The sequence below is a fragment of the Pedobacter sp. AK013 genome (genome assembly GCF_014205835.1).
Classification (GTDB): Bacteria; Bacteroidota; Bacteroidia; order Sphingobacteriales; family Sphingobacteriaceae; genus Pedobacter.
Map to the genome: position 1 here is coordinate 43,849 of NZ_JACHCQ010000002.1, position 18,182 is coordinate 62,030.

An 18,182-nucleotide genomic window follows, 5' to 3' on the forward strand; every position below is an offset into this window, starting at 1 on the left:
AGCGAAACAGAGAAATTATCTGTGCTGTAAGATGTTACCATCTTCCACTTTATCAAATTTTTAGATATGTGCTAAGTCAGGTGGCAACACCTGACTTCTCTATAAATTTAGAATGGCGAAACGCGTGAAATTACGCTCCAGGTTCCAGATAATTCTTAAGTGCATCATTAACGAAATAAGTCCAACCGCCGTTAAAACTTGTTTTGGCGAAGTCAGGTCCATTTGATGCAAAGCTTTCTACGCCGCTATGTGTTAATTTCAACTTGGTTTGCCCCCCTTGCTCAAATAACTCCCAGCTTACTAACGAATTGCCAGGATAGCCATCATATCGCCAGGTATAAGCGAGTTTTCTGCCTACAACAATTTCTGTTATTTCGCAGAGATGTAAATATTGTGGCCCGTCATCCGGTCCACCAGAAAACTCAAATTTAAAACCTACCTCTGGTTTAAAGTCTTCTAATTGAAAATACCACTGCTTAATTTCATTATTATCGGTTAAAGCTTTCCAAACTTTTTCGATAGGGGCGTTATACACCCGTTCTACAATAACTGGTTCGTTTTCCATTTTTATTTAGTATCTTTTGATAAATGTATTTCTAAAGCATCTAATTTACTTGTCCAAAAAGTACGGTATTGTTCTACCCATTTAGATACTTCTGCAAGTTTTTGAAATTGTATGTTACAGTAACGGTCACGGCCTTGTTGTGTAATTTCTACTAAACCGCATTCTGTTAAAAGTTTAATATGCTGCGAAATGGCAGGGCGGCTCATATCGAAATTTTCGGCTATGGCGTTTAGGTTTAAAGTACGATGAGCAATCAGATTGATGATTTCTCTTCGGGTAGGATCGGCAATGGCCTGAAATACATCTCTTCTCATAAAATTAATTGCGTAAGTAATTGCTTACAAATATAAATGTAAGTAATTACTTACGCAAATATTTATTGCATTTTATATTAAGCTACTCGCAATAAGTAATTGGAGGAGGCTAAACAAGATTACTCCCTGCTATATTTTGCTGCCAATTTTGATGGAGCCACATTACAATAGGAAAGGGTAAGGGCATCGATAAGCATTTCATCAGCAAGATCTGTTATTTTAAAAATAGTCCAGCCTTGTTTACCCCAGGCTCCGGTAGCTGGCCATATTCTGCCTGAATCAAAATCACAGAAAACAGACTGATCAACTACTGATAACTTGAATGTTGCCTGTTTTTTCTTCAGATTCAGCACTGCAAAGATCTTTTTATTTACCCGGAAAGAAGTTTTTTCGAAATGTGGCAATTCAACAGCTTCATCAAAAGACAAATAATGCAGTATAAAAATTGATGAATCCATGGCGTGTAATTAATCATTACAATTTATACAATTTCTGTGGATGTTGTTCTGCGTAATTCAGAATTAAATTGAGAATATAACTGTTGGATTGATAAATAGACAAATCATTTTTAATTGACGCCAGGCCATCAGCCAGATAATTCTTATCAGTAAAATAGCCCATTCCATAAAATTTTCCATTTTCAACAACCAGACAGCTAAATTCTTCTTCTTTTCTACCTTCATCTACTAAAGCAAAACTTGGCTGTTGGTTTCGAACGTGGTTTAATGCTGCATTTAGCTTTTTGTTATAAACGGCCACGGTTTCTATTCCACTGCATGCACCAAAACATTGGCCATTTTCGTGAGCATAACATTTGGTTGCTGTTTTTTGCAGGTAACAGAGTTTTGCGCAAAGTTGGTATTTATTAACCAGCTGGTTTAAGAAATTATAACCTTCTAATAGGCTATTAAAACTTTGCAGGGCGTTATTGTTCTTTTTATGCTTATCTATCGCCAAACGCAAATAACCATTTTGATCTTCAAATACATATAAATCATATTTATGCTCATAGCGTTTCATTGCCCGGTTGTTTTCAGGCCAAAGGCGCTTAATTTCATTGGCTTCCAAAATTAAGGCCATCAGTTCGGTACCACAAATGACATGGTCTACGTGATGAATAGTGCGTAGAAAATCCTGCCGCTGCCGGTTGGGGGTATTGCCACTAAAGTGACTGGTTACACGTTTTTTAAGGTCTTTCGCTTTTCCAACATATATAATTTTGCCCTTACTATCCTTAAAATAATATACGCCAGGTCGGTTGGGTAACCTCAAAATAGATGCTTTATCTAAGTGGGGTGGTAAAACCTGTTCTTTTGATGTTTTCTTCAGCATTTCTGCTATTATGCCTTCCTGATCGTATTCTAGCAATAAATTGAAAAGGATACTGGTTGCATCTGCATCTCCCGCTGCCCGATGTCGATTTTGAATCGGTATCTGTAAGGCTGTACAAAGTTTTCCTAAACTGTAAGAAGATTTGCCTGGAATTAGTTTTCTGCTTAACCTAACCGTACACAGCTTTTTGCATTGTAAATCATATCCTGCAGCGGCAAGATGATGCTTCAAAAAGGAATAATCGAAGTTTACATTGTGCGCCACAAAAATTTTATCGTTTAGTAGTTGATAAATCTGTAAAGCAACATCCTCAAAAGTTGGAGCATCCAATAACATGTTATCACTAATACCTGTAAGTGCCGTAATGTGAACGGGGATAGGCTGCTTCGGATTAATCAGGGTAGTATAAGATTCGACTATTTTATTGCCATTATGGATGTTAATGGCAACCTCGGTAATACCATTTGCTGAGGCATGACCGCCAGTGGTTTCAATATCTACAACTGCGTATAACATTAAATTAATTTGAAATACAAATCTATGCTAAAATAATTAGTATAAAAATAATTTTGATTATTTCTTTAGCATAAAAAAGTGGCTATGCATTTAACGTAACCGCTCCATTATTTTGTATGTTAGCAGTTATTTAAGTTTACTGAGCAGTTTGCTTAAATTAGGTTTAATGCCTACAGAGATTGGTACCGTGTTAAAGGCTCTGTTCTGGATTTTACTGAAACCGTACATGTAACTGGTCTCCACAAATAAATTAGCGCCACCGATATTGTATTCGATACCTAAACCACCTTCGGCAATGCCTAAGCCATTTGATTTATTATCTTGGGTTACCTGTAAAGTTGATGTATTAACCGTTGCCTGCGGAGTAAGGATAAATCCACCACCTGCACCCGCAAAGCCGTAAAAAGCCCATTTATTTACAATCTTGCGATAACCTAATGCCACATTTAATAAATAGGTGGTTGCTCTTCCTTTTTGCAGGGTATAAGTATATCCTGCACTGGGTGTTATTTGGTTATAAGTGAAAGCATGTAAGCTTGCTTTGGGGTATAAAAATAAACCACCGTTGCCCAAGCCTAAATTTAAGCCTAATGATGTTGAAAATTTTGGCTTAAAATAATCTGAGGTTTTACCCATAGGGAATGCAAATCCAATTCCGCTCATTGAGTAGAGTTTATCGGGCCTGTTTTGTGCTTTCATTTTGATTGACACCATTATAAATAGCAAAAGAAGAGGTGCTAATAATTTAAATTTCATATCTGATTTTTTAATTTTCGATTAAAGCATCTACTTTTTGAAGTAAATCTGCTATGTTAAAAGGTTTTTCTAAATAATCGTTGGGATGATATCTTTGTGATGCAATGTAATTTTCATCATATCTGGCTGATGCCATAATAATGGGTATGTGCGCTGTTTCAGCATTTAACCTTAGCTCTTTAAACACAGCACGTCCATCCATTCCATTCAACATAATGTCTAGAATAATCAGATCGGGACTAAAATCTTTTATCGTTTTAAAAATATACCGTGGCGACAGTAACGGATAAACCTTATAATGTTCAGTTTCTAATACGTCCTGGAAAACTTCTAATACATCTGGATCATCATCCACAACCAACACTCTTTTCAAAACAGATAAATCAATTAATTTAATAATAAATAGACTATCCTAAATACAAAGTTTTAGATGTAATGTTTTTAATAATGGGTTAAAATTGATTGGAAAAGCAGATATTGAGCGATTAAAGGCTACATGATAGTGCCTGGACGGGGTTTTTCTTGTAGCAAATTGTTCTTAATAAAATTTGCGAAAAGTTCTATGTATGTGCCTGAAACAGTAAAAGAGGTTTCGCCAGAAAGCAGTATTTTGTTACCTAGCACACTTTTGATATGTTGTTTTGCTATAAAAACAGTAGGATTAACCTGAATAAATGCAGAATGTTCTTTTAGCATTTTCAAAGTCTTAATAAAATTAGATTTCGGACTTAAAAAAGCATTTTTTGTGGTTTTAAACTGGATATCTTCTCCCATTTCTTCAACTGCAATCAATTCATTCAGATCTATTCTTACCAGGTCGCTATTTTCTCCTTGTAAAGGGATGTAAAAGAAATGATCGTCGAAAAAGGAAAAAGGATGCTGTGCTTTTTTTCCAGTTGGGTAAAGGTTGTTTATTGTTTTTGCGAAATGTAAAATAGAGTAGGGCTTAAGTAAATAAGCATCTGCATCAACCTTAAAGGCATCTATGGCATACCTTGGGTGTGCAGTGGTAAAAACCAGGTGTTTTGTTTTTTGCCGTAACAGGCCTGCCAGTTCGATGCCGGAAAGCGAGGGCATTTCAATATCCATAAAAATAATGTCGACAGGGTTAGATGCCGATATTTCTGCTAAGGCTTGGAGCGGTTCAGTAAAAGTTTGGATAAGCTTTAAATCAGGTAGCTTGTCCATATACGCTATCAAGCTCTCTAGGGAATGAGGATCATCATCAATAACAATACAACTTATTGACATTTTTTATAGGTTTAGTTAATGCAAATTACAATTTCAACCAATAAAATGAAAAAAAAATACATTCGAAACGGATTTTTATGTATTCGGCAAGGAAATTCAGCTTTTTTTAGAGATTATTGTGTGATTTGAAGTTTTTGGCTAAAATTATCAAAATAGCTTTCTCATCTAATTTTAATAACTAGCATTACTTTGAAATACTGGTTTGAATCAGCAAAGTAGTCGAATTTGGCATTTTTGCCATAAGTGTAAGCTAAACGCTTTTTTATGTTTTCCATGCCAGAACTTAAACCTGAGCTATCTTTAACGGCTTTTATTAAGTTTGAAGTTTCTATTATAAGTTGATTATTTTCAATTCTCAAACTCACTTCGGCAGGGTGTGATGGTGTAAGCAATTCGCCATGCTTAAACATGTTTTCTACCAAAGTGGTTAATACTAAAGGAATGATTTTAGTACTGCGTATTTCGTCATCGTACCAAAAACGGAGCTGTATATGGTGATCTTTACGGAGTTGGTGCAAATTGATGAGGTTTTCTACCTGATTAATTTCCTCGTCAAGCAAAATAAATTCTTTATCCTTATTGCTATCAACCGAATAGCGCATCATCTCTGCAAGAGAATGTATGGCTTCTGCTGCAACCGGAGAAGAATCTTTGGCATTTTGGTAAATAAAATCCAATGTATTAAATAACAAATGGGGCTGTATCTGGGCCTTGAGAAAAGCATTCTCTGATTTTGCGATTTGAATGATGTTATTTAAGCGTTGCTTTTCCAAATCCTCGATTTTTTTTCGCTCTTTCAGGAAATTAAGCAGAAAGTAATAACTGGTAGAGAAACTCATAAAATAAATAGCACGATAAATTGGACCGGCAAAAAACGATGCCGTAAATTCAATCTTAAATGGGCCACTATAGGACGTATAGTTTATAACGATATAATCTAAAATGACAATTAATATCAGGTAAGCAACCAGCTCCAGCAAGATAAATAATGGCAATCTCCACCATCGGCCGCTCAGCTTTTTTAATGCGGCTGATAATACCACGTGGGCATGAAAATAAAAGGTTGCCACGTTGAAACTATAAAAAATAATATAATTACTGATTGGTTGAAATTTTCCTATAAAAATGCCAATGATAACGGCCTCGTAAAATATAAATATAGTCCAACTTAAAATGTGGATTCTTTTATCTGATATCCAGCTTAGAATTTTGTGAAATTTATTTTTCCTACTTATTAAGTTCATCTGGCAAGTTAATTGGGGAACGGCTGCATAGGGTTAACAAAGAAACTTTTGTAGTTTGCTTCTTTTGATAACTAAAATACTAAAAAATTAGTTTTAAGATCGATTTGTTTTAATTGTTTTCTCCTTAATATAGTCGTGTATGCTTTCACGGTAACTATTCCCTATATTAATAGTTAGATTATTAATCATTTTTAAGGTATTGCCCTCTACCTTTTCGATATAATTCTTGGCTATAATAAATGACCGATGCGCCTGGGCAAAATTCTGATAGTCTTTTAAAATGATTTTTATCTCTGATAACGCAATGTATGATACGATCGTTTCGTTTAAGGTAAAAATACGTATATAGTTTTGAAGACTTTCTACGGCAACAATGTCGGTGTACCTTACTTTAATTAAGTTGTTTTTTTCGCTTTTATTCCTGACAAAAAAATAATCGCCATCTTGCCTAACTGTTAAGTTTGGTACACTTGGGCTATGTGGGAATAATCTGTTTATGGTTTCAGCAAAACGGGCAAAAGTGTATGGTTTTAATAAATAAGCACTTGCATACATTTCAAAAGCGTCGTAAGCGTATTTAGAGTGGGAGGTAGTAAATATTAATTTATCTGTTTTATGCCTAATTGCCTTTGATAATTCTAATCCTGATATCATAGGCATATCAACATCTATAAAAACAATGTCAACATCATCTCCGGCTGTAATTTCGTTTAATGCCTGTAAAGGATCTGTATAGGATTTTATTAAATGAATGTTGGTGAGATTGTTGATGTATGATTTTATACCGTTGACGGCGTGAATGTCGTCATCAATTACGATACATGTTAATTTCATTAGGTATGTTTTAAGGTTATGCGAAATTATAGCATGCTTTTTAAATATGGAAATTATTTTAGTCCTGTAACGATGTTTGCTTAGTTTTTGTAGTAAATATGATACGTATATGTTTTTTCTATTCAAGAAACATGATGGAGCAAAAATAGGAAATGAAGATTTTTATAACGAACAAAATAAATTGATTTAATTGCTTGTACAACAATATATTGTATTTGGAAACGTAGTTATTAATAGATATATTTAATAACCGTAATAATCATTATTAATTATCTAAAACAATATCCCATGAAAAATAGAATCCGCACCACCAATATTACAAAAAAGGTTATTGAACTGCAAGAGCAAGGTTACGACTGTGATTTTCTGCTGTTGGCTAACGGTAGTTTGCAATGCATGCAAACTAACTTAAATTATCCGGTGAGTACGGTGGCCATTAAAGAGAGAGAACATGGCTATGATTTTTTTAGTCATTCGTACAAACACGTGCATACGATAGAAACAGGGAATGGAGAGCGGGGAGTATTACTTACCGAAAAGGTATTTTAACTAACCACTTCATGCCCTTCTAACTTGAATCGTGTTCTACGGTTCAGATTTGCTGTATTCTAATAAGACCATTTATCCACATGGTCCAAATTAAACGATCAATATTGGTGTTACTTTTTACTGACCTCTGGTGAAAACTTTTCTTTCTTCTTTTTGTTTAGATTTTATTAGATATATTTAAACAAAAATAATGATTTACGCTATTTCAGATCTTGAACAGCTTTCTGGCATTCGTTCCCATACCATTAGGGTTTGGGAGCAACGGTATAATGCGCTGTGTCCGACGCGATCTCAAGGCAATACGCGTTTATATGATGATAAGCAGCTTAGAAGACTATTAAACATTGTAAGTTTAAATAAAAGTGGTTTAAAAATTTCTAAACTTTGCCGTCTCTCAGATGAGGCGATTGATAAACTCCTTGATCAACAGTTTTCTTACCCTGCTGATGATGAGCAGGCAGATTATTATGTTTCTCAACTGATCAGGCATGGTTTGGCTTTTGATGAGTACGCCTTTAATCATTTAATTGATCAGGGCATTGATCAGTTGGGTCTTTCTGACTGCTATCGGAAAATTATGTATCCATTGCTGGTACGTTTGGGATTAATGTGGCGAAAAGACGATATTTGTCCGGCTCACGAGCATTTTTTATCAAATATTATCCGTCAAAAAATATTTACCCATATCAATAATCTTCCATCAACAAGGCATTCAGGCAAAAGCTGGTTGCTTTTTTTACCAGAAGACGAGGATCATGATATTGGGCTGCTTTTTGCTAGTTACATGCTGAGGATGCATCATCATCAAGTTATTTTCTTAGGTAGCAAAGTTCCGTTGGATTCAATTAAGCGCATATTTTCCACATTAAATGTAGGTCATGTTTTGCTTTTTATGATAAAATCCAGATTGGCGGCCGAAGCACAAAAATATATCGATCAATTGTCAGAAATATGCTCGTCCACTAAAATCCATCTCGCCGGAAATAGCCAGGTTATCGGTAAACTAAACCGTATCGATCACATCAACTGGATTAAAACGCTTGATGAATTTGAAAAAATAATACATTACCCTGTTTTACATGAAAGAAATTTTTGATCAATTATCTGCCGATTGTAGCCGGCTTACCACTAAGTTGTATAGTACCAGCTTTTCTTTTGGTATTTATTTTCTTGGTAAAGAATTACGCCAACCTATACACGCTATTTACGGGTTTGTACGTTTAGCAGATGAAATTGTGGATAGCTTTCATCATTATGACAAGAAATTGTTATTAGAGAAATTTAAGGAGGACACTTTCGAAGCTATTGAGTTGGGCATCAGTTTAAACCCTATTTTAAATTCATTTCAGAAAGTTGTAAATAAATACCAGATAGATCAGGAACTGATCGTTCTTTTTCTTAACAGTATGGAAATGGATCTCTCAATACAAAAATATACTTCCGAGCTTTACAACGAATACATTTTAGGTTCTGCAGAAGTAGTAGGACTGATGTGCTTAAAAGTTTTTACCCATGGTAGCGATGCAGATTATGAGCAATTGAAGCCTTACGCCATGAAACTGGGCGCTGCATTTCAAAAGGTTAATTTTTTAAGAGATGTTAAGGCAGATCATCAAACACTTAGCCGAAATTATTTTCCCAATGTTAATTTGGCCTTATTCTGCGATCGTCAAAAAAAAGAAATAGAAGCAGAAATCGAGGCAGAATTTGATATTGCATTAGCGGGTATCAAGCTGTTACCTGCGGCTTCCAGAAATGGCGTATATTTGTCTTATATCTATTATAAAAAATTATTTACGAAGATAAAGCGCTTAAGTGCTGAAAAAATTATGACTGAACGGATAAGAATTTCGAACACCCATAAAGTTGGTTTAATGTTTGATTCGATTATCCGCAATAAGTTAAATGTAATTTAGATGGAAGAGCAAGTTATTCTGGTTGATCAGGAGGATGTACCGAAAGGGCAGATGAATAAAATGGAAGCACACGAAAAGGGTATATTACACCGTGCCTTTTCTGTTTTCATTTTTAATTCTAAGCGCGAATTGTTACTACAACAAAGAGCAATAAGCAAATACCATTCGGGGGGCTTATGGACAAATACCTGTTGCAGTCATCCTCGGATTGGAGAAAGTAATATTCATGCAGCTAAAAGGAGATTAATGGAAGAAATGGGGATGGAATGCGAATTAAACTATCTCTTTAAATTTACCTATAAAGCAATATTTGAAGATGGCTTAACGGAACACGAGATAGACCATGTTTTTTTTGGTATGAGTGATAAATTACCTGTTATAAACCCTGATGAAGTGGAAACCTTTAAGTATATGGATTTGGAAACGTTGGCGCAAGATATTGCTGTTAATCCGAGTGCCTATACACCATGGTTAAGAATCTGTTTAGATAAAGTTGTTATGCATGCATCAACCGCTAAAACAAAAAACGGGCATACAGCCTAAGCCGTATACCCGTATCTAAATTAACGCTCTCGAGGACAAATATAGGACTTGTTTAGATAATTCCTAAAAGTTTAACATTTCTTTTACTTTAAGATTATAGTTTGAACTTTGAGATTATGTTGGCCTTTAAAGTAAGAGATTAGTATATAGGTGTTTATGGGTTTTGACTGAAATAAATACCAAGAATATTTTTTTTTCTTAGTCGTATCGTTTTATGATATGTGTTATAGTTTTATGTTGATCAACTTGTTCTTTCGATACCAAAAGTTGGTGGAACGAGCTTATTAGTCTTCCTCCAGTTTCTGGAATTCAAATTTATCTTTAATGTGGCGGTTAAAGTATCTTCCCTTCGACCTGGCAGCCTTTAACATCTTGTAAATCTTTTCGGGAACATTTTTGTATAGGTAAATTGTATTAGTTAAGAAAATGATTTTCAGTGCTTTATATACTACATCATAACTGAAATATTTAATTACCGATGATGGCATAACCTTCAAGTTTGTGTGTTAAAAAAAACACCTGCTGCCTAAAATAGTTTCAATCATTTTTTAGTTCTGATTCTTCCCTGGCTACCTTAATTTTTTCTTTTTTAAGATCAATCCTGATGATATTGTACAAACTCATGTAAACATTAGCAATCCAGACAATTGAAAAGAAAGAAATAATGTAACCGCGCCAGTCTGGATAAATTAAAGTGAATTTGGTAAAGAAAAGCAGTAGTGCGGTTACATAATGGCTGAAACAATATTCGCAGGTGAAAACATAGAAAAACTTACGTTTAACCAGCTTATTACAATTTTTTGAACGGTCAATACAGAATTCGCGCGCCTCTCTAAATATTTCCTCTTTTGTAACTGTCCATGCAATACAGGCTACAGGCAGTGCCATTATGAAGAGATAATATATGTGTGCTTCCATTTTGATCAAATTCTGGTATAAGTACAACCTTAAAGCCTTGAAAATGTTTAACTAAGCAATAAACATTTTGATTATATTTATGTTAGTTAAAGTATAGGTAATTATTTGTTTTATGGAAAGATCAGAAATCATATCTCTACTTGAGGTAATCAATCAACAGGTTAGTTCTTCGGTTTTAGGTGGGATGGAAGAAGAGTACGAAGAATTAGAAAGTATGGGCCTAATTAAAATTAACCGCGATTCGGTACAATGGTCATCATCTATGACTCCTGCCGGAAATGCTTATTTGGGGCACGATTAGTTACGCTAACGTATGCGTAGAAGTAGCTAACTATAATCATCACCTCTCATGACTTTGAAATCAGTTGGAGTGGTTATTCGCTTAATGTAGTCTCGCCCCGGTTTCTGCCCCGATGAGGAATGGTGTCATTTCACTATGGTCGGGTTTAGGTTATTTGGGTCTTTTGCTAATAAGTCCGTTTTCTTTGAAATGGTTCGGCAATGGACTACAGATTTTTGACTAAACGGTTTTGAGCTAAGTAGCTCTGATAGAAATGAAGATCCCTTTTGCACGCCCGTTGGATTGTTTACTTTGGATTTTAACCAAAAGGATTGGAATGGACAGCAGGATTGAACCCTTCCTAATGGTTACAGGTATTCGCTCCAAAAAAAAGATTATTACGACTTAATTTTAACGGTTGCTTAGTAGAGTCTATCAGGCTCTTTAAGACTAAACTTTGACCAATTTATTGTTGGAATTCTGCTAAATTTGCAGCAAGTTTGGAATTGTGCCTAAATTAAATAAATGGCCATTCTAGCTGCAGATATGAACGATTTACAACTTAGAACCGTAAATGTAACCAGATACGTTACGCCCTTGCGCGAAGGTGGCTCTATGCCCGCCATTGCAGAGGCTGATGATAACTTTTTATATGTACTGAAATTTAGAGGAGCAGGACAGGGTACCCGGGCTTTAATAGCTGAACTAATTGGAGGTGAAATAGCCCGATATTTAGGTTTGCGTGTACCTGAGTTGGTTTTTGCCAATCTGGATGAAGCTTTTGGGAGAACAGAGCCCGACGAAGAAATTCAAGATCTGCTAAAAGCCAGTGTAGGTTTAAATTTGGCATTGCATTATTTATCAGGAGCGATAACATTCGACCCGACAGTAACTACTGTAGATGCTAAACTTGCATCGCAGATTGTATGGCTTGATTGTTTTTTAACCAATATGGACCGTACCTGCAGAAATACCAATATGTTGTTGTGGCATAAAGAGCTTTGGTTAATAGACCATGGTGCTGCATTATATTTTCATCATTCCTGGCAAAATTGGGAGGAGCAGGCTATTAAACCTTTCTTTTTGGTAAAAGACCACGTATTATTGCCATGGGCATCTGAACTGGAAAGTGTAAATGAAGAATTTAATAAACTGCTCACTCCTGAAAAGATAGCAGCAGTAATTAATTTAATCCCTGATGACTGGCTGGAAGGTGAAACAAATTTTGAAAGCAAAACGGAGCATCGGAATGCCTATACACATTTCCTTACTACTAGGTTAACTCATTCAACTATATTTTTAAAAGAGGCACAGCATGCAAGGGAAATTCTTATTTGAGTACGCTGTGATTCGCGTAATGCCCAGGGTAGAACGTGAGGAATTTATTAATGTGGGCATTATTTTGTTTTGTGCCAAGCAAAAGTTTTTAAAAAGTGTTTTTGCACTTGATGAAAAAAGAATAAAGGCTTTTTCTACTGAAGTAGATTTAGTTGAATTAAAAGAAAATCTATGTGCTTTTGAAAGAATAAGTACAGCCGCAAAAGGATCAGGCCCTATTGGTCAATACGATCAGGCTTCTCGGTTTAGGTGGCTTACCGCAACAAGAAGCACTGTAGTGCAATGCTCAAAAGTACACCCTGGTTTTTGTGATGATGCAGAAGAGACACTGTTAAGGCTGCATAACGAGCTTGTTTTATAGTAAACAGTTTTCAGTTAACAATTCTCAGTTTGCATTAGTCAAATAACCAGTTAAACAATTTATACAGTTAACCAATCTTTCCGTTGTCAAAAGAATATTTTAAAAAACTTCAAGATTTGCTCGATACCGAGCGCAATGAAGATTTACAATCGTACTTAAAACTTACTGAAAATACTTCGGCTGCTGATAGGAGGGCATTGGGTTTAACCTGGTACCCGATAGCCATCAGGAATACTGAAATAGGCCGCGGCGATTATTTAACGGTAGAATTGGAAAGAACTACCCACCAGGATTTTTCTCATCAGTTCCGTTTTGGTTCTGCTGTGGTATTGTTTTCCAATCATGACCCCAAAGAAGACCGCATAGAGGGAATTATAAACCATCAGAGTGGTAGCAGGATGAAAATTAGCTTCCGAGTTGATGAATTACCAGATTGGACAAGGGATGGCAAACTCGGCGTAGACTTACTTTTTGATAATAACAGTTACGACGAAATGCAGAATGCCCTGAAACAGGCTACGCATTTGGCAGAAAATGAATCAGAAAATAAATTGATCCGTATTTTAACAAAAGGTGAAAAACCTTCATTTCAGAGAGAAGAGAAATTTATCATTCCGAATACGCTAAACGATTCACAGCAATTAGCGGTGAATAAAATTATTGCAGCCGATCACCTGGCTGTGGTTCATGGTCCGCCGGGTACCGGAAAAACAACCACATTGGTGCATGCTATAAAATCGTTGGTTAAACACAGCGATCAACAAATTCTGGTAGTAGCACCGAGTAATACCGCTGTTGATTTACTTACAGAGAAGTTAGCTGCAGAAGGGCTAAAAGTAATCCGCGTGGGTAACCCGGCAAGGGTTTCTGAAAAGTTGCTTGCGGCAACTCTTGATCATCAAATGGCGGATCATCCGGAGATGAAAACGATTAAAGCTTTAAAAAAACAGGCCAGTGAGTATAAAAACATGGCCCACAAATACAAACGCAGTTTTGGTAAAGCAGAACGCGACCAACGTAAGGCACTGTTTGATGAAGCACACAAAATAGGAAAAGAAGTAGAAAAGATCGAGCAGTATATTATGGATAATCTGTTTACCAAAGCACAGATTATCACTGCCACTTTGGTAGGCGCCAACCACTATACCGTTCGGAATTTAAAATATAATACCATTGTAATTGATGAAGCGGGCCAGGCTTTAGAACCAGCTTGCTGGATACCGATTTTAAAAGCGCAGAAAGTAATATTGGCGGGAGATCATTTTCAGCTTTCACCCACCATAAAATCGAATGAAGCAGCTAGAAATGGCTTAAGTAATACCTTACTAGAAAAGGCTGTAAATCTTCATCCAGAGTCAGTTGTTTTGTTAAAAGAGCAATACAGGATGAATGCGGCTATTATGGGCTATTCATCTCAGGTATTTTACAAAAATGAGTTAAAAGCACATCATTCTGTTACCGATCATTTATTATTTACCGGCGATCAACCGATTCAATTTATCGATACGGCAGGTTGTAGTTACGACGAAAAATTAGATGGAACAAGTACGACCAATCCTGATGAAGCTGCATTTTTGGTCAAACATTTAACATATTTGGTTACTAGTTTAGCACAGCAAACATTAACTGAAAGTTTTCCATCTGTTGCTATTGTTTCTCCGTATAAACAACAGGTCCAGATTTTAAATGCCTTAGTTCAGGAAAATGAAATTTTAACTCCATATCGCAATAAAATTGCGGTAAATACCATTGATAGCTTTCAGGGGCAGGAACGTGATATTGTTTATATCAGCCTGACCAGGAGCAATGGGGATGGAAGCATAGGTTTTTTATCAGATACGAGGAGAATGAATGTAGCCATGACGAGGGCCAGAAAAAAGCTGGTGGTTATTGGTGATAGCGCTACATTATCGAAATCTAGTTTTTATGCTGAATTTATCCAGTATGCAGAACAATTGAATGCCTACCACAGCGCCTGGGAGTTTATAGACTTATAGTCATAAAGCATTGTTGTTTTTCCTTATAATGACAGATCCAAAAATCGGTCGTCATTTCGACTGAAGCTTACCGATCTTTCATCGGTAGCGGAATGGAGAAATCTTTTAAGATAGCGCAAAGATTTCTTTACCATTTACGATGCCTTCCACTGGAAAAATAATTAAAGGCGCTTATTACTAAACCTTTTCCAGTTTCTTTTCTTCTTCAAGCTTGCCCGATATACTAGCTCCTGCAATTAATAGTTCGTGCGTAATGGTTTTGGTATATTCTGTAATTTCGGATTTAAAATCTTTTACCGATGAACCTGAACGGATTTCTTCCAGTCTTTTTTCCCATTGTCCGGTAAGTTCGGCCTGTGCAATCTGTTTATCTTTAACCACCTCGTAAACAGCCAAACCTTTATTGGTGGGGACAAGATTTCGCTTTTCTCTTGTAATATATTCTCTGGTAATTAAAGTTTCGATAATGGATGCACGTGTTGCCGGTGTGCCTAAACCGCTATCTTTCATGGCATAACGTAATTCTTCGTCTTCAATCTCTTTACCACAGGTTTCGAGCGCTTTTAATAGCGAAGCCTCGTTATACATTGGCTTAGGCTTAGTTTGTTTTTCTAAAAGCGATTTTTCTGTTATAGGTAATTGTTCTCCAACGGCAACCTTTGGCAGCGCTGCATTGTCTTCATCCTTTTTATCGTCTTCAGGGTCGTTAAAAACAGCCCGCCAGCCTGCAGAACGGATTACCGTTCCATTGGCCACAAAAGTAACTCCTGATTGAATGGTTATTTTGGTTAACTCTTTAATGCATTCCTGGTGAAATGCCTCAATCATTCGCCCAACAACCATATCGTACACAGCTTGTTTATCCGGACTCAACCCATAAGCCTGTTCGCCGGTAGGTAAAACAGCGTGGTGGTCGGTTACTTTTTTAGCGTTGACACTTCGCTTATTTAAAGCAATAGTTTGCAAAAACTGCGCTTGTCTTCCGAAATCAGCATGATCGGTGAATTTTGCAATCAAATCTGGAACGCCAGCAAAAACATCATCGCCAATATAGCGCGATCCGGTACGGGGATAAGAAACCAATTTACTCTCGTATAGGTTCTGTAAGATGTTAAGTGTTTGATCAGCAGTATATCCTTTTTTCTTATTGGCTTCTTGCTGCAAACTACTTAAATCGTGCAGTAGCGGAGGTGGTTCTTTTCTTGGTTTAGCTTCTACAGCAGTAATGTTTCCGCCTGTTGGAAAGCCAGAAGCCACGTCCTCAACAATCGCAAATAACTTTTCTACCTCTTCTTTTTCTTTATAATTAGCGGTTGATATAGCTTTAAAAACCTGTTCATCTTTAGAAAGTAAAATACTGATCTGATAATAGGTTTGAGGAACGAAATTTTTAATCTCCAAAAAGCGGGCACAGATCATGGCAAGGGTAGGCGTTTGTACGCGGCCTAACGAAAGAACTGTTCTGTTACCTGCCGAAATACTTAGCGCCTGTGTAGCGTTCATTCCCACCAGCCAATCCGATTCTGAGCGGCAATGGGCCGAATTAAATAAAGTATCGTAATCGGTTCCAGGTTTTAAATTTCTGAACCCATCTTTTATCGCTTCATCTGTTTGCGAAGAGATCCAGAGGCGTTTAAATGGTTTTTTGCATTTCAGGTAATAATAAATGTACCTGAAAATTAATTCACCCTCGCGCCCCGCATCCGTTGCTACAATAATTTCGCTGGCCTCATCAAAAAGTTTTTTTATGGTGTCTAATTGTTTGCGTACAGCCGGATCTTCTACAAAACCGTCTTTTGTTTTAATCTTTCTGACAGCAAGTTTAAACTTTTGCGGAAGCATGGGTAAATGTTGCTTCCTCCAGCCAATAAAACCATAATCCTGAGGCGGAGCCAATTGTAATAAATGCCCAAATGCCCAGGTAAAAGAATATCCTTTACCTTCAATGTATCCATCTTTTCTGGTGGTTGCTCCGAAAACTTTAGCAAGTTCACGACCAACAGAGGGCTTTTCTGCAATTACAATCTTCATGAATGGGCTTATCTTTTCAACCCCAAAGATGATTAAAATATTGGCAACCGATTAAAATAATTACTCACAATGCTACTTAACACCTGTTTGGGCAAACAATTATCAGCTAACTTTGTCCATCATTTGTATCCGCAATTTTTATATCGAATTGATTAACAATTCAGTATTGCTGCTATCTAACAACTACAATTGATTTTTAATAAATGGATAAAATTTATGAACTGGCAGGCAATAAAATTAAAGTAGAGCTCGAAACACAATTAGTCCGCGTGTATAGTAATGCTCAACTTTGGGCTTATCTCAATGGAAAAACAGATGCAAGGTTTGAGCTTTTGATAAATACAATTAAGGCCGATTATGAAAAGCATTTCGGCAAAGTACTGGTTATTTCTAATGATTCGCTTATTGTAGAAATCCTGGTACATGTGTACTGCGATTACCTCGGATTGTCTTTCAATCGGTTGGTACAAATAAAATGGATTCAGGCTTTGGTTAAAAAACTGCTCAAACGCGCCGAAGTTGTAGATTGCGGCGAAAAAGAGGTGGATGGTAACCGTTGGGTTTGGGATTTACTGGCCAGTAGCAAATCGATCTTTATCTGGATATTACCTAAAAACCTAAACGCCAAAAATATCAAGTGCTATTAATCCACTTGAGCTGCCAAAATCTGTTCCTGATTTAATGCGACACTTGCAGCCAGTGTTTCATTTAAAAATGATGAACTGTATTGCTGCTCTGAATTATTGATAAATAATACCGTTCGATCTGAAATGGTGTTGATGACCTGATCTGCCAACTTAGCTGGAACCGCAGGGCAACCCTGACTTCTGCCCAATCTACCTAATTCATCTATACTTTTCTGACTTACATAACTTGCACCATGAACCACAATTGATCTTTCTCTGGCATTGCTGTTAAAACCTTGGTCCATGCCATCCAATTTAAGCGAACGACCATGTTTACCATTATAAATTTCGCCGGTTAAATAAAAGCCCAAACTACTCTGGTTCGAGTTTATGTTATTAGAGAAAGATGATGGTTTATCGCCACCACTGTTTTGCCCATGCGCTACCCAAGTATTTAATACCAGTTTTTTGCTGGCAAGATCGATAATGTATAAACGTTTTTTACAACTTTCCTGATCGAAATCGGCAATTGTTAAAATAGATTTGGCATGTAACAGACCAGAATATTTCAGGTTATAAAACCCCGTTAATGCTTTTTCAAAAACCTGCTCGCTTAATCCAGCAGAATCTAAATGTACCTGATGGTAAATATTTGAGATATATTGATTGTATAGACTATCTGCTGCTATGTTTTTAATCGTATCTTGTTGTGTTTGGCGGCGATCTATCGCTTTCCAACTTGTTCCGACAATGCTCATACCCACTAAAAAAATCGTAGCAATGTCCAGGATGTATTTCTTCATTCAGTATG

Annotated in this window: 22 protein-coding genes; 9 read left to right on the forward strand and 13 right to left on the reverse strand. The window is 36.4% G+C overall.

All coding sequences use genetic code 11. The features are described from left to right. Positions 1-130 precede the first annotated feature (130 nt). The 9 genes from HDC90_RS01440 to HDC90_RS01480 form a co-directional block, all read right to left on the reverse strand. Entirely contained in the window at positions 131-565 is a 435-nt protein-coding gene (locus tag HDC90_RS01440) for an SRPBCC domain-containing protein (RefSeq protein WP_184463132.1), read from the reverse strand. 2 nt (positions 566-567) lie between these two features. Next, positions 568-879 carry a helix-turn-helix transcriptional regulator gene (locus HDC90_RS01445; protein ID WP_184463133.1) on the reverse strand — a complete coding sequence of 104 codons (312 nt, stop codon included), beginning with the start codon at positions 877-879 and terminating at the stop codon, positions 568-570. Between the two features lie 119 nt (positions 880-998). Further along, positions 999-1,337 carry an MmcQ/YjbR family DNA-binding protein gene (locus HDC90_RS01450; protein ID WP_184463135.1) on the reverse strand — a complete coding sequence of 113 codons (339 nt, stop codon included), beginning with the start codon at positions 1,335-1,337 and terminating at the stop codon, positions 999-1,001. A 16-nt stretch (positions 1,338-1,353) separates the two neighbouring features. Beyond that, the gene (locus HDC90_RS01455; RefSeq protein ID WP_184463137.1) at positions 1,354-2,727 is read right to left on the reverse strand and encodes an exonuclease domain-containing protein; all 1,374 of its coding nucleotides are present in this window, start codon (positions 2,725-2,727) and stop codon (positions 1,354-1,356) included. Between the two features lie 126 nt (positions 2,728-2,853). Further along, positions 2,854-3,483, reverse strand: a complete 630-nt coding sequence (locus HDC90_RS01460; RefSeq protein ID WP_184463139.1) for a hypothetical protein — start codon at positions 3,481-3,483, stop codon at positions 2,854-2,856. Between the two features lie 10 nt (positions 3,484-3,493). Continuing rightward, a complete protein-coding gene (locus HDC90_RS01465; RefSeq protein WP_370576565.1) occupies positions 3,494-3,847 on the reverse strand; it encodes a PleD family two-component system response regulator in 354 nt (117 codons plus the stop codon). Between the two features lie 128 nt (positions 3,848-3,975). Beyond that, positions 3,976-4,734, reverse strand: coding sequence for a LytTR family DNA-binding domain-containing protein (locus HDC90_RS01470; RefSeq protein WP_184463143.1), 759 nt, complete (start codon positions 4,732-4,734; stop codon positions 3,976-3,978). Between the two features lie 161 nt (positions 4,735-4,895). Then, on the reverse strand, positions 4,896-5,804 hold the full coding sequence (locus HDC90_RS01475; RefSeq protein WP_184463145.1) for a histidine kinase: 909 nt from the start codon (positions 5,802-5,804) through the stop codon (positions 4,896-4,898). A gap of 267 nt (positions 5,805-6,071) precedes the next feature. Continuing rightward, the gene (locus HDC90_RS01480; RefSeq protein ID WP_184463146.1) at positions 6,072-6,812 is read right to left on the reverse strand and encodes a LytTR family DNA-binding domain-containing protein; all 741 of its coding nucleotides are present in this window, start codon (positions 6,810-6,812) and stop codon (positions 6,072-6,074) included. Positions 6,813-7,100: 288 nt separating this feature from the next. Here HDC90_RS01480 and HDC90_RS01485 point away from each other — a divergent pair, with 288 nt between their 5' ends. From HDC90_RS01485 to idi, 4 genes are all read left to right on the forward strand, one after another. Beyond that, positions 7,101-7,361, forward strand: a complete 261-nt coding sequence (locus HDC90_RS01485; RefSeq protein WP_184463148.1) for a hypothetical protein — start codon at positions 7,101-7,103, stop codon at positions 7,359-7,361. Positions 7,362-7,551: 190 nt separating this feature from the next. Further along, positions 7,552-8,457: a MerR family transcriptional regulator gene (locus tag HDC90_RS01490; RefSeq protein ID WP_184463150.1), complete on the forward strand. Its 906-nt coding sequence runs from the start codon at positions 7,552-7,554 to the stop codon at positions 8,455-8,457. Beyond that, complete coding sequence (locus HDC90_RS01495) at positions 8,441-9,277, forward strand: phytoene/squalene synthase family protein (protein ID WP_184463152.1); 837 nt, start codon at positions 8,441-8,443, stop codon at positions 9,275-9,277. The genes HDC90_RS01490 and HDC90_RS01495 overlap by 17 nt, the downstream gene beginning before the upstream one ends. Continuing rightward, positions 9,278-9,820: an isopentenyl-diphosphate Delta-isomerase gene (gene idi / locus HDC90_RS01500; protein ID WP_184463154.1), complete on the forward strand. Its 543-nt coding sequence runs from the start codon at positions 9,278-9,280 to the stop codon at positions 9,818-9,820. A 284-nt stretch (positions 9,821-10,104) separates the two neighbouring features. Here idi and HDC90_RS01505 read toward each other — a convergent pair whose 3' ends face one another. Beyond that, on the reverse strand, positions 10,105-10,308 hold the full coding sequence (locus HDC90_RS01505) for a KTSC domain-containing protein (RefSeq protein ID WP_184463156.1): 204 nt from the start codon (positions 10,306-10,308) through the stop codon (positions 10,105-10,107). Positions 10,309-10,357: 49 nt separating this feature from the next. Next, the gene (locus HDC90_RS01510) at positions 10,358-10,738 is read right to left on the reverse strand and encodes a hypothetical protein (protein ID WP_184463158.1); all 381 of its coding nucleotides are present in this window, start codon (positions 10,736-10,738) and stop codon (positions 10,358-10,360) included. A 112-nt stretch (positions 10,739-10,850) separates the two neighbouring features. On the opposite strand from HDC90_RS01510, the gene HDC90_RS01515 reads away from it, so the two are divergent. The 4 genes from HDC90_RS01515 to HDC90_RS01530 all read left to right on the forward strand — a co-directional run bounded on the left by HDC90_RS01515 (position 10,851) and on the right by HDC90_RS01530 (position 14,714). Further along, complete coding sequence (locus HDC90_RS01515; RefSeq protein ID WP_167294090.1) at positions 10,851-11,039, forward strand: hypothetical protein; 189 nt, start codon at positions 10,851-10,853, stop codon at positions 11,037-11,039. Positions 11,040-11,543: 504 nt separating this feature from the next. Further along, positions 11,544-12,356, forward strand: a complete 813-nt coding sequence (locus HDC90_RS01520) for a HipA family kinase (RefSeq protein WP_370576564.1) — start codon at positions 11,544-11,546, stop codon at positions 12,354-12,356. After that, positions 12,334-12,717 carry a DUF3037 domain-containing protein gene (locus HDC90_RS01525; protein WP_184463159.1) on the forward strand — a complete coding sequence of 128 codons (384 nt, stop codon included), beginning with the start codon at positions 12,334-12,336 and terminating at the stop codon, positions 12,715-12,717. The genes HDC90_RS01520 and HDC90_RS01525 overlap by 23 nt, the downstream gene beginning before the upstream one ends. An 83-nt stretch (positions 12,718-12,800) precedes the next feature. Further along, a complete protein-coding gene (locus tag HDC90_RS01530; RefSeq protein WP_184463161.1) occupies positions 12,801-14,714 on the forward strand; it encodes an AAA domain-containing protein in 1,914 nt (637 codons plus the stop codon). Positions 14,715-14,891: 177 nt separating this feature from the next. On the opposite strand, the gene topB is transcribed toward HDC90_RS01530, so the two are convergent. After that, on the reverse strand, positions 14,892-16,745 hold the full coding sequence (gene topB / locus HDC90_RS01535; protein WP_184463163.1) for a DNA topoisomerase III: 1,854 nt from the start codon (positions 16,743-16,745) through the stop codon (positions 14,892-14,894). A gap of 203 nt (positions 16,746-16,948) precedes the next feature. Here topB and HDC90_RS01540 point away from each other — a divergent pair, with 203 nt between their 5' ends. After that, on the forward strand, positions 16,949-17,392 hold the full coding sequence (locus HDC90_RS01540; protein ID WP_184463164.1) for a hypothetical protein: 444 nt from the start codon (positions 16,949-16,951) through the stop codon (positions 17,390-17,392). On the opposite strand, the gene HDC90_RS01545 is transcribed toward HDC90_RS01540, so the two are convergent. After that, positions 17,389-18,174: a murein L,D-transpeptidase catalytic domain family protein gene (locus HDC90_RS01545; RefSeq protein ID WP_184463167.1), complete on the reverse strand. Its 786-nt coding sequence runs from the start codon at positions 18,172-18,174 to the stop codon at positions 17,389-17,391. The two genes, HDC90_RS01540 and HDC90_RS01545, sit on opposite strands and share 4 nt — an antisense overlap. Positions 18,175-18,182: the final 8 nt, after the last annotated feature.

Coding starts and splice junctions, on each gene's coding strand:
- HDC90_RS01510 (WP_184463158.1), bottom strand. CDS start 10,738: ATGGAAGCACACATATATTATCTCTTCATAATGGCACTGCCTGTAGCC.
- HDC90_RS01520 (WP_370576564.1), top strand. CDS start 11,544: ATGGCCATTCTAGCTGCAGATATGAACGATTTACAACTTAGAACCGTA.
- HDC90_RS01545 (WP_184463167.1), bottom strand. CDS start 18,174: ATGAAGAAATACATCCTGGACATTGCTACGATTTTTTTAGTGGGTATG.
- HDC90_RS01480 (WP_184463146.1), bottom strand. CDS start 6,812: ATGAAATTAACATGTATCGTAATTGATGACGACATTCACGCCGTCAAC.
- HDC90_RS01515 (WP_167294090.1), top strand. CDS start 10,851: ATGGAAAGATCAGAAATCATATCTCTACTTGAGGTAATCAATCAACAG.
- HDC90_RS01450 (WP_184463135.1), bottom strand. CDS start 1,337: ATGGATTCATCAATTTTTATACTGCATTATTTGTCTTTTGATGAAGCT.
- HDC90_RS01490 (WP_184463150.1), top strand. CDS start 7,552: ATGATTTACGCTATTTCAGATCTTGAACAGCTTTCTGGCATTCGTTCC.
- HDC90_RS01540 (WP_184463164.1), top strand. CDS start 16,949: ATGGATAAAATTTATGAACTGGCAGGCAATAAAATTAAAGTAGAGCTC.
- HDC90_RS01495 (WP_184463152.1), top strand. CDS start 8,441: ATGAAAGAAATTTTTGATCAATTATCTGCCGATTGTAGCCGGCTTACC.
- HDC90_RS01445 (WP_184463133.1), bottom strand. CDS start 879: ATGAGAAGAGATGTATTTCAGGCCATTGCCGATCCTACCCGAAGAGAA.
- HDC90_RS01505 (WP_184463156.1), bottom strand. CDS start 10,308: ATGCCATCATCGGTAATTAAATATTTCAGTTATGATGTAGTATATAAA.
- HDC90_RS01460 (WP_184463139.1), bottom strand. CDS start 3,483: ATGAAATTTAAATTATTAGCACCTCTTCTTTTGCTATTTATAATGGTG.
- HDC90_RS01455 (WP_184463137.1), bottom strand. CDS start 2,727: ATGTTATACGCAGTTGTAGATATTGAAACCACTGGCGGTCATGCCTCA.
- topB (WP_184463163.1), bottom strand. CDS start 16,745: ATGAAGATTGTAATTGCAGAAAAGCCCTCTGTTGGTCGTGAACTTGCT.
- HDC90_RS01440 (WP_184463132.1), bottom strand. CDS start 565: ATGGAAAACGAACCAGTTATTGTAGAACGGGTGTATAACGCCCCTATC.
- HDC90_RS01470 (WP_184463143.1), bottom strand. CDS start 4,734: ATGTCAATAAGTTGTATTGTTATTGATGATGATCCTCATTCCCTAGAG.
- idi (WP_184463154.1), top strand. CDS start 9,278: ATGGAAGAGCAAGTTATTCTGGTTGATCAGGAGGATGTACCGAAAGGG.
- HDC90_RS01525 (WP_184463159.1), top strand. CDS start 12,334: ATGCAAGGGAAATTCTTATTTGAGTACGCTGTGATTCGCGTAATGCCC.
- HDC90_RS01485 (WP_184463148.1), top strand. CDS start 7,101: ATGAAAAATAGAATCCGCACCACCAATATTACAAAAAAGGTTATTGAA.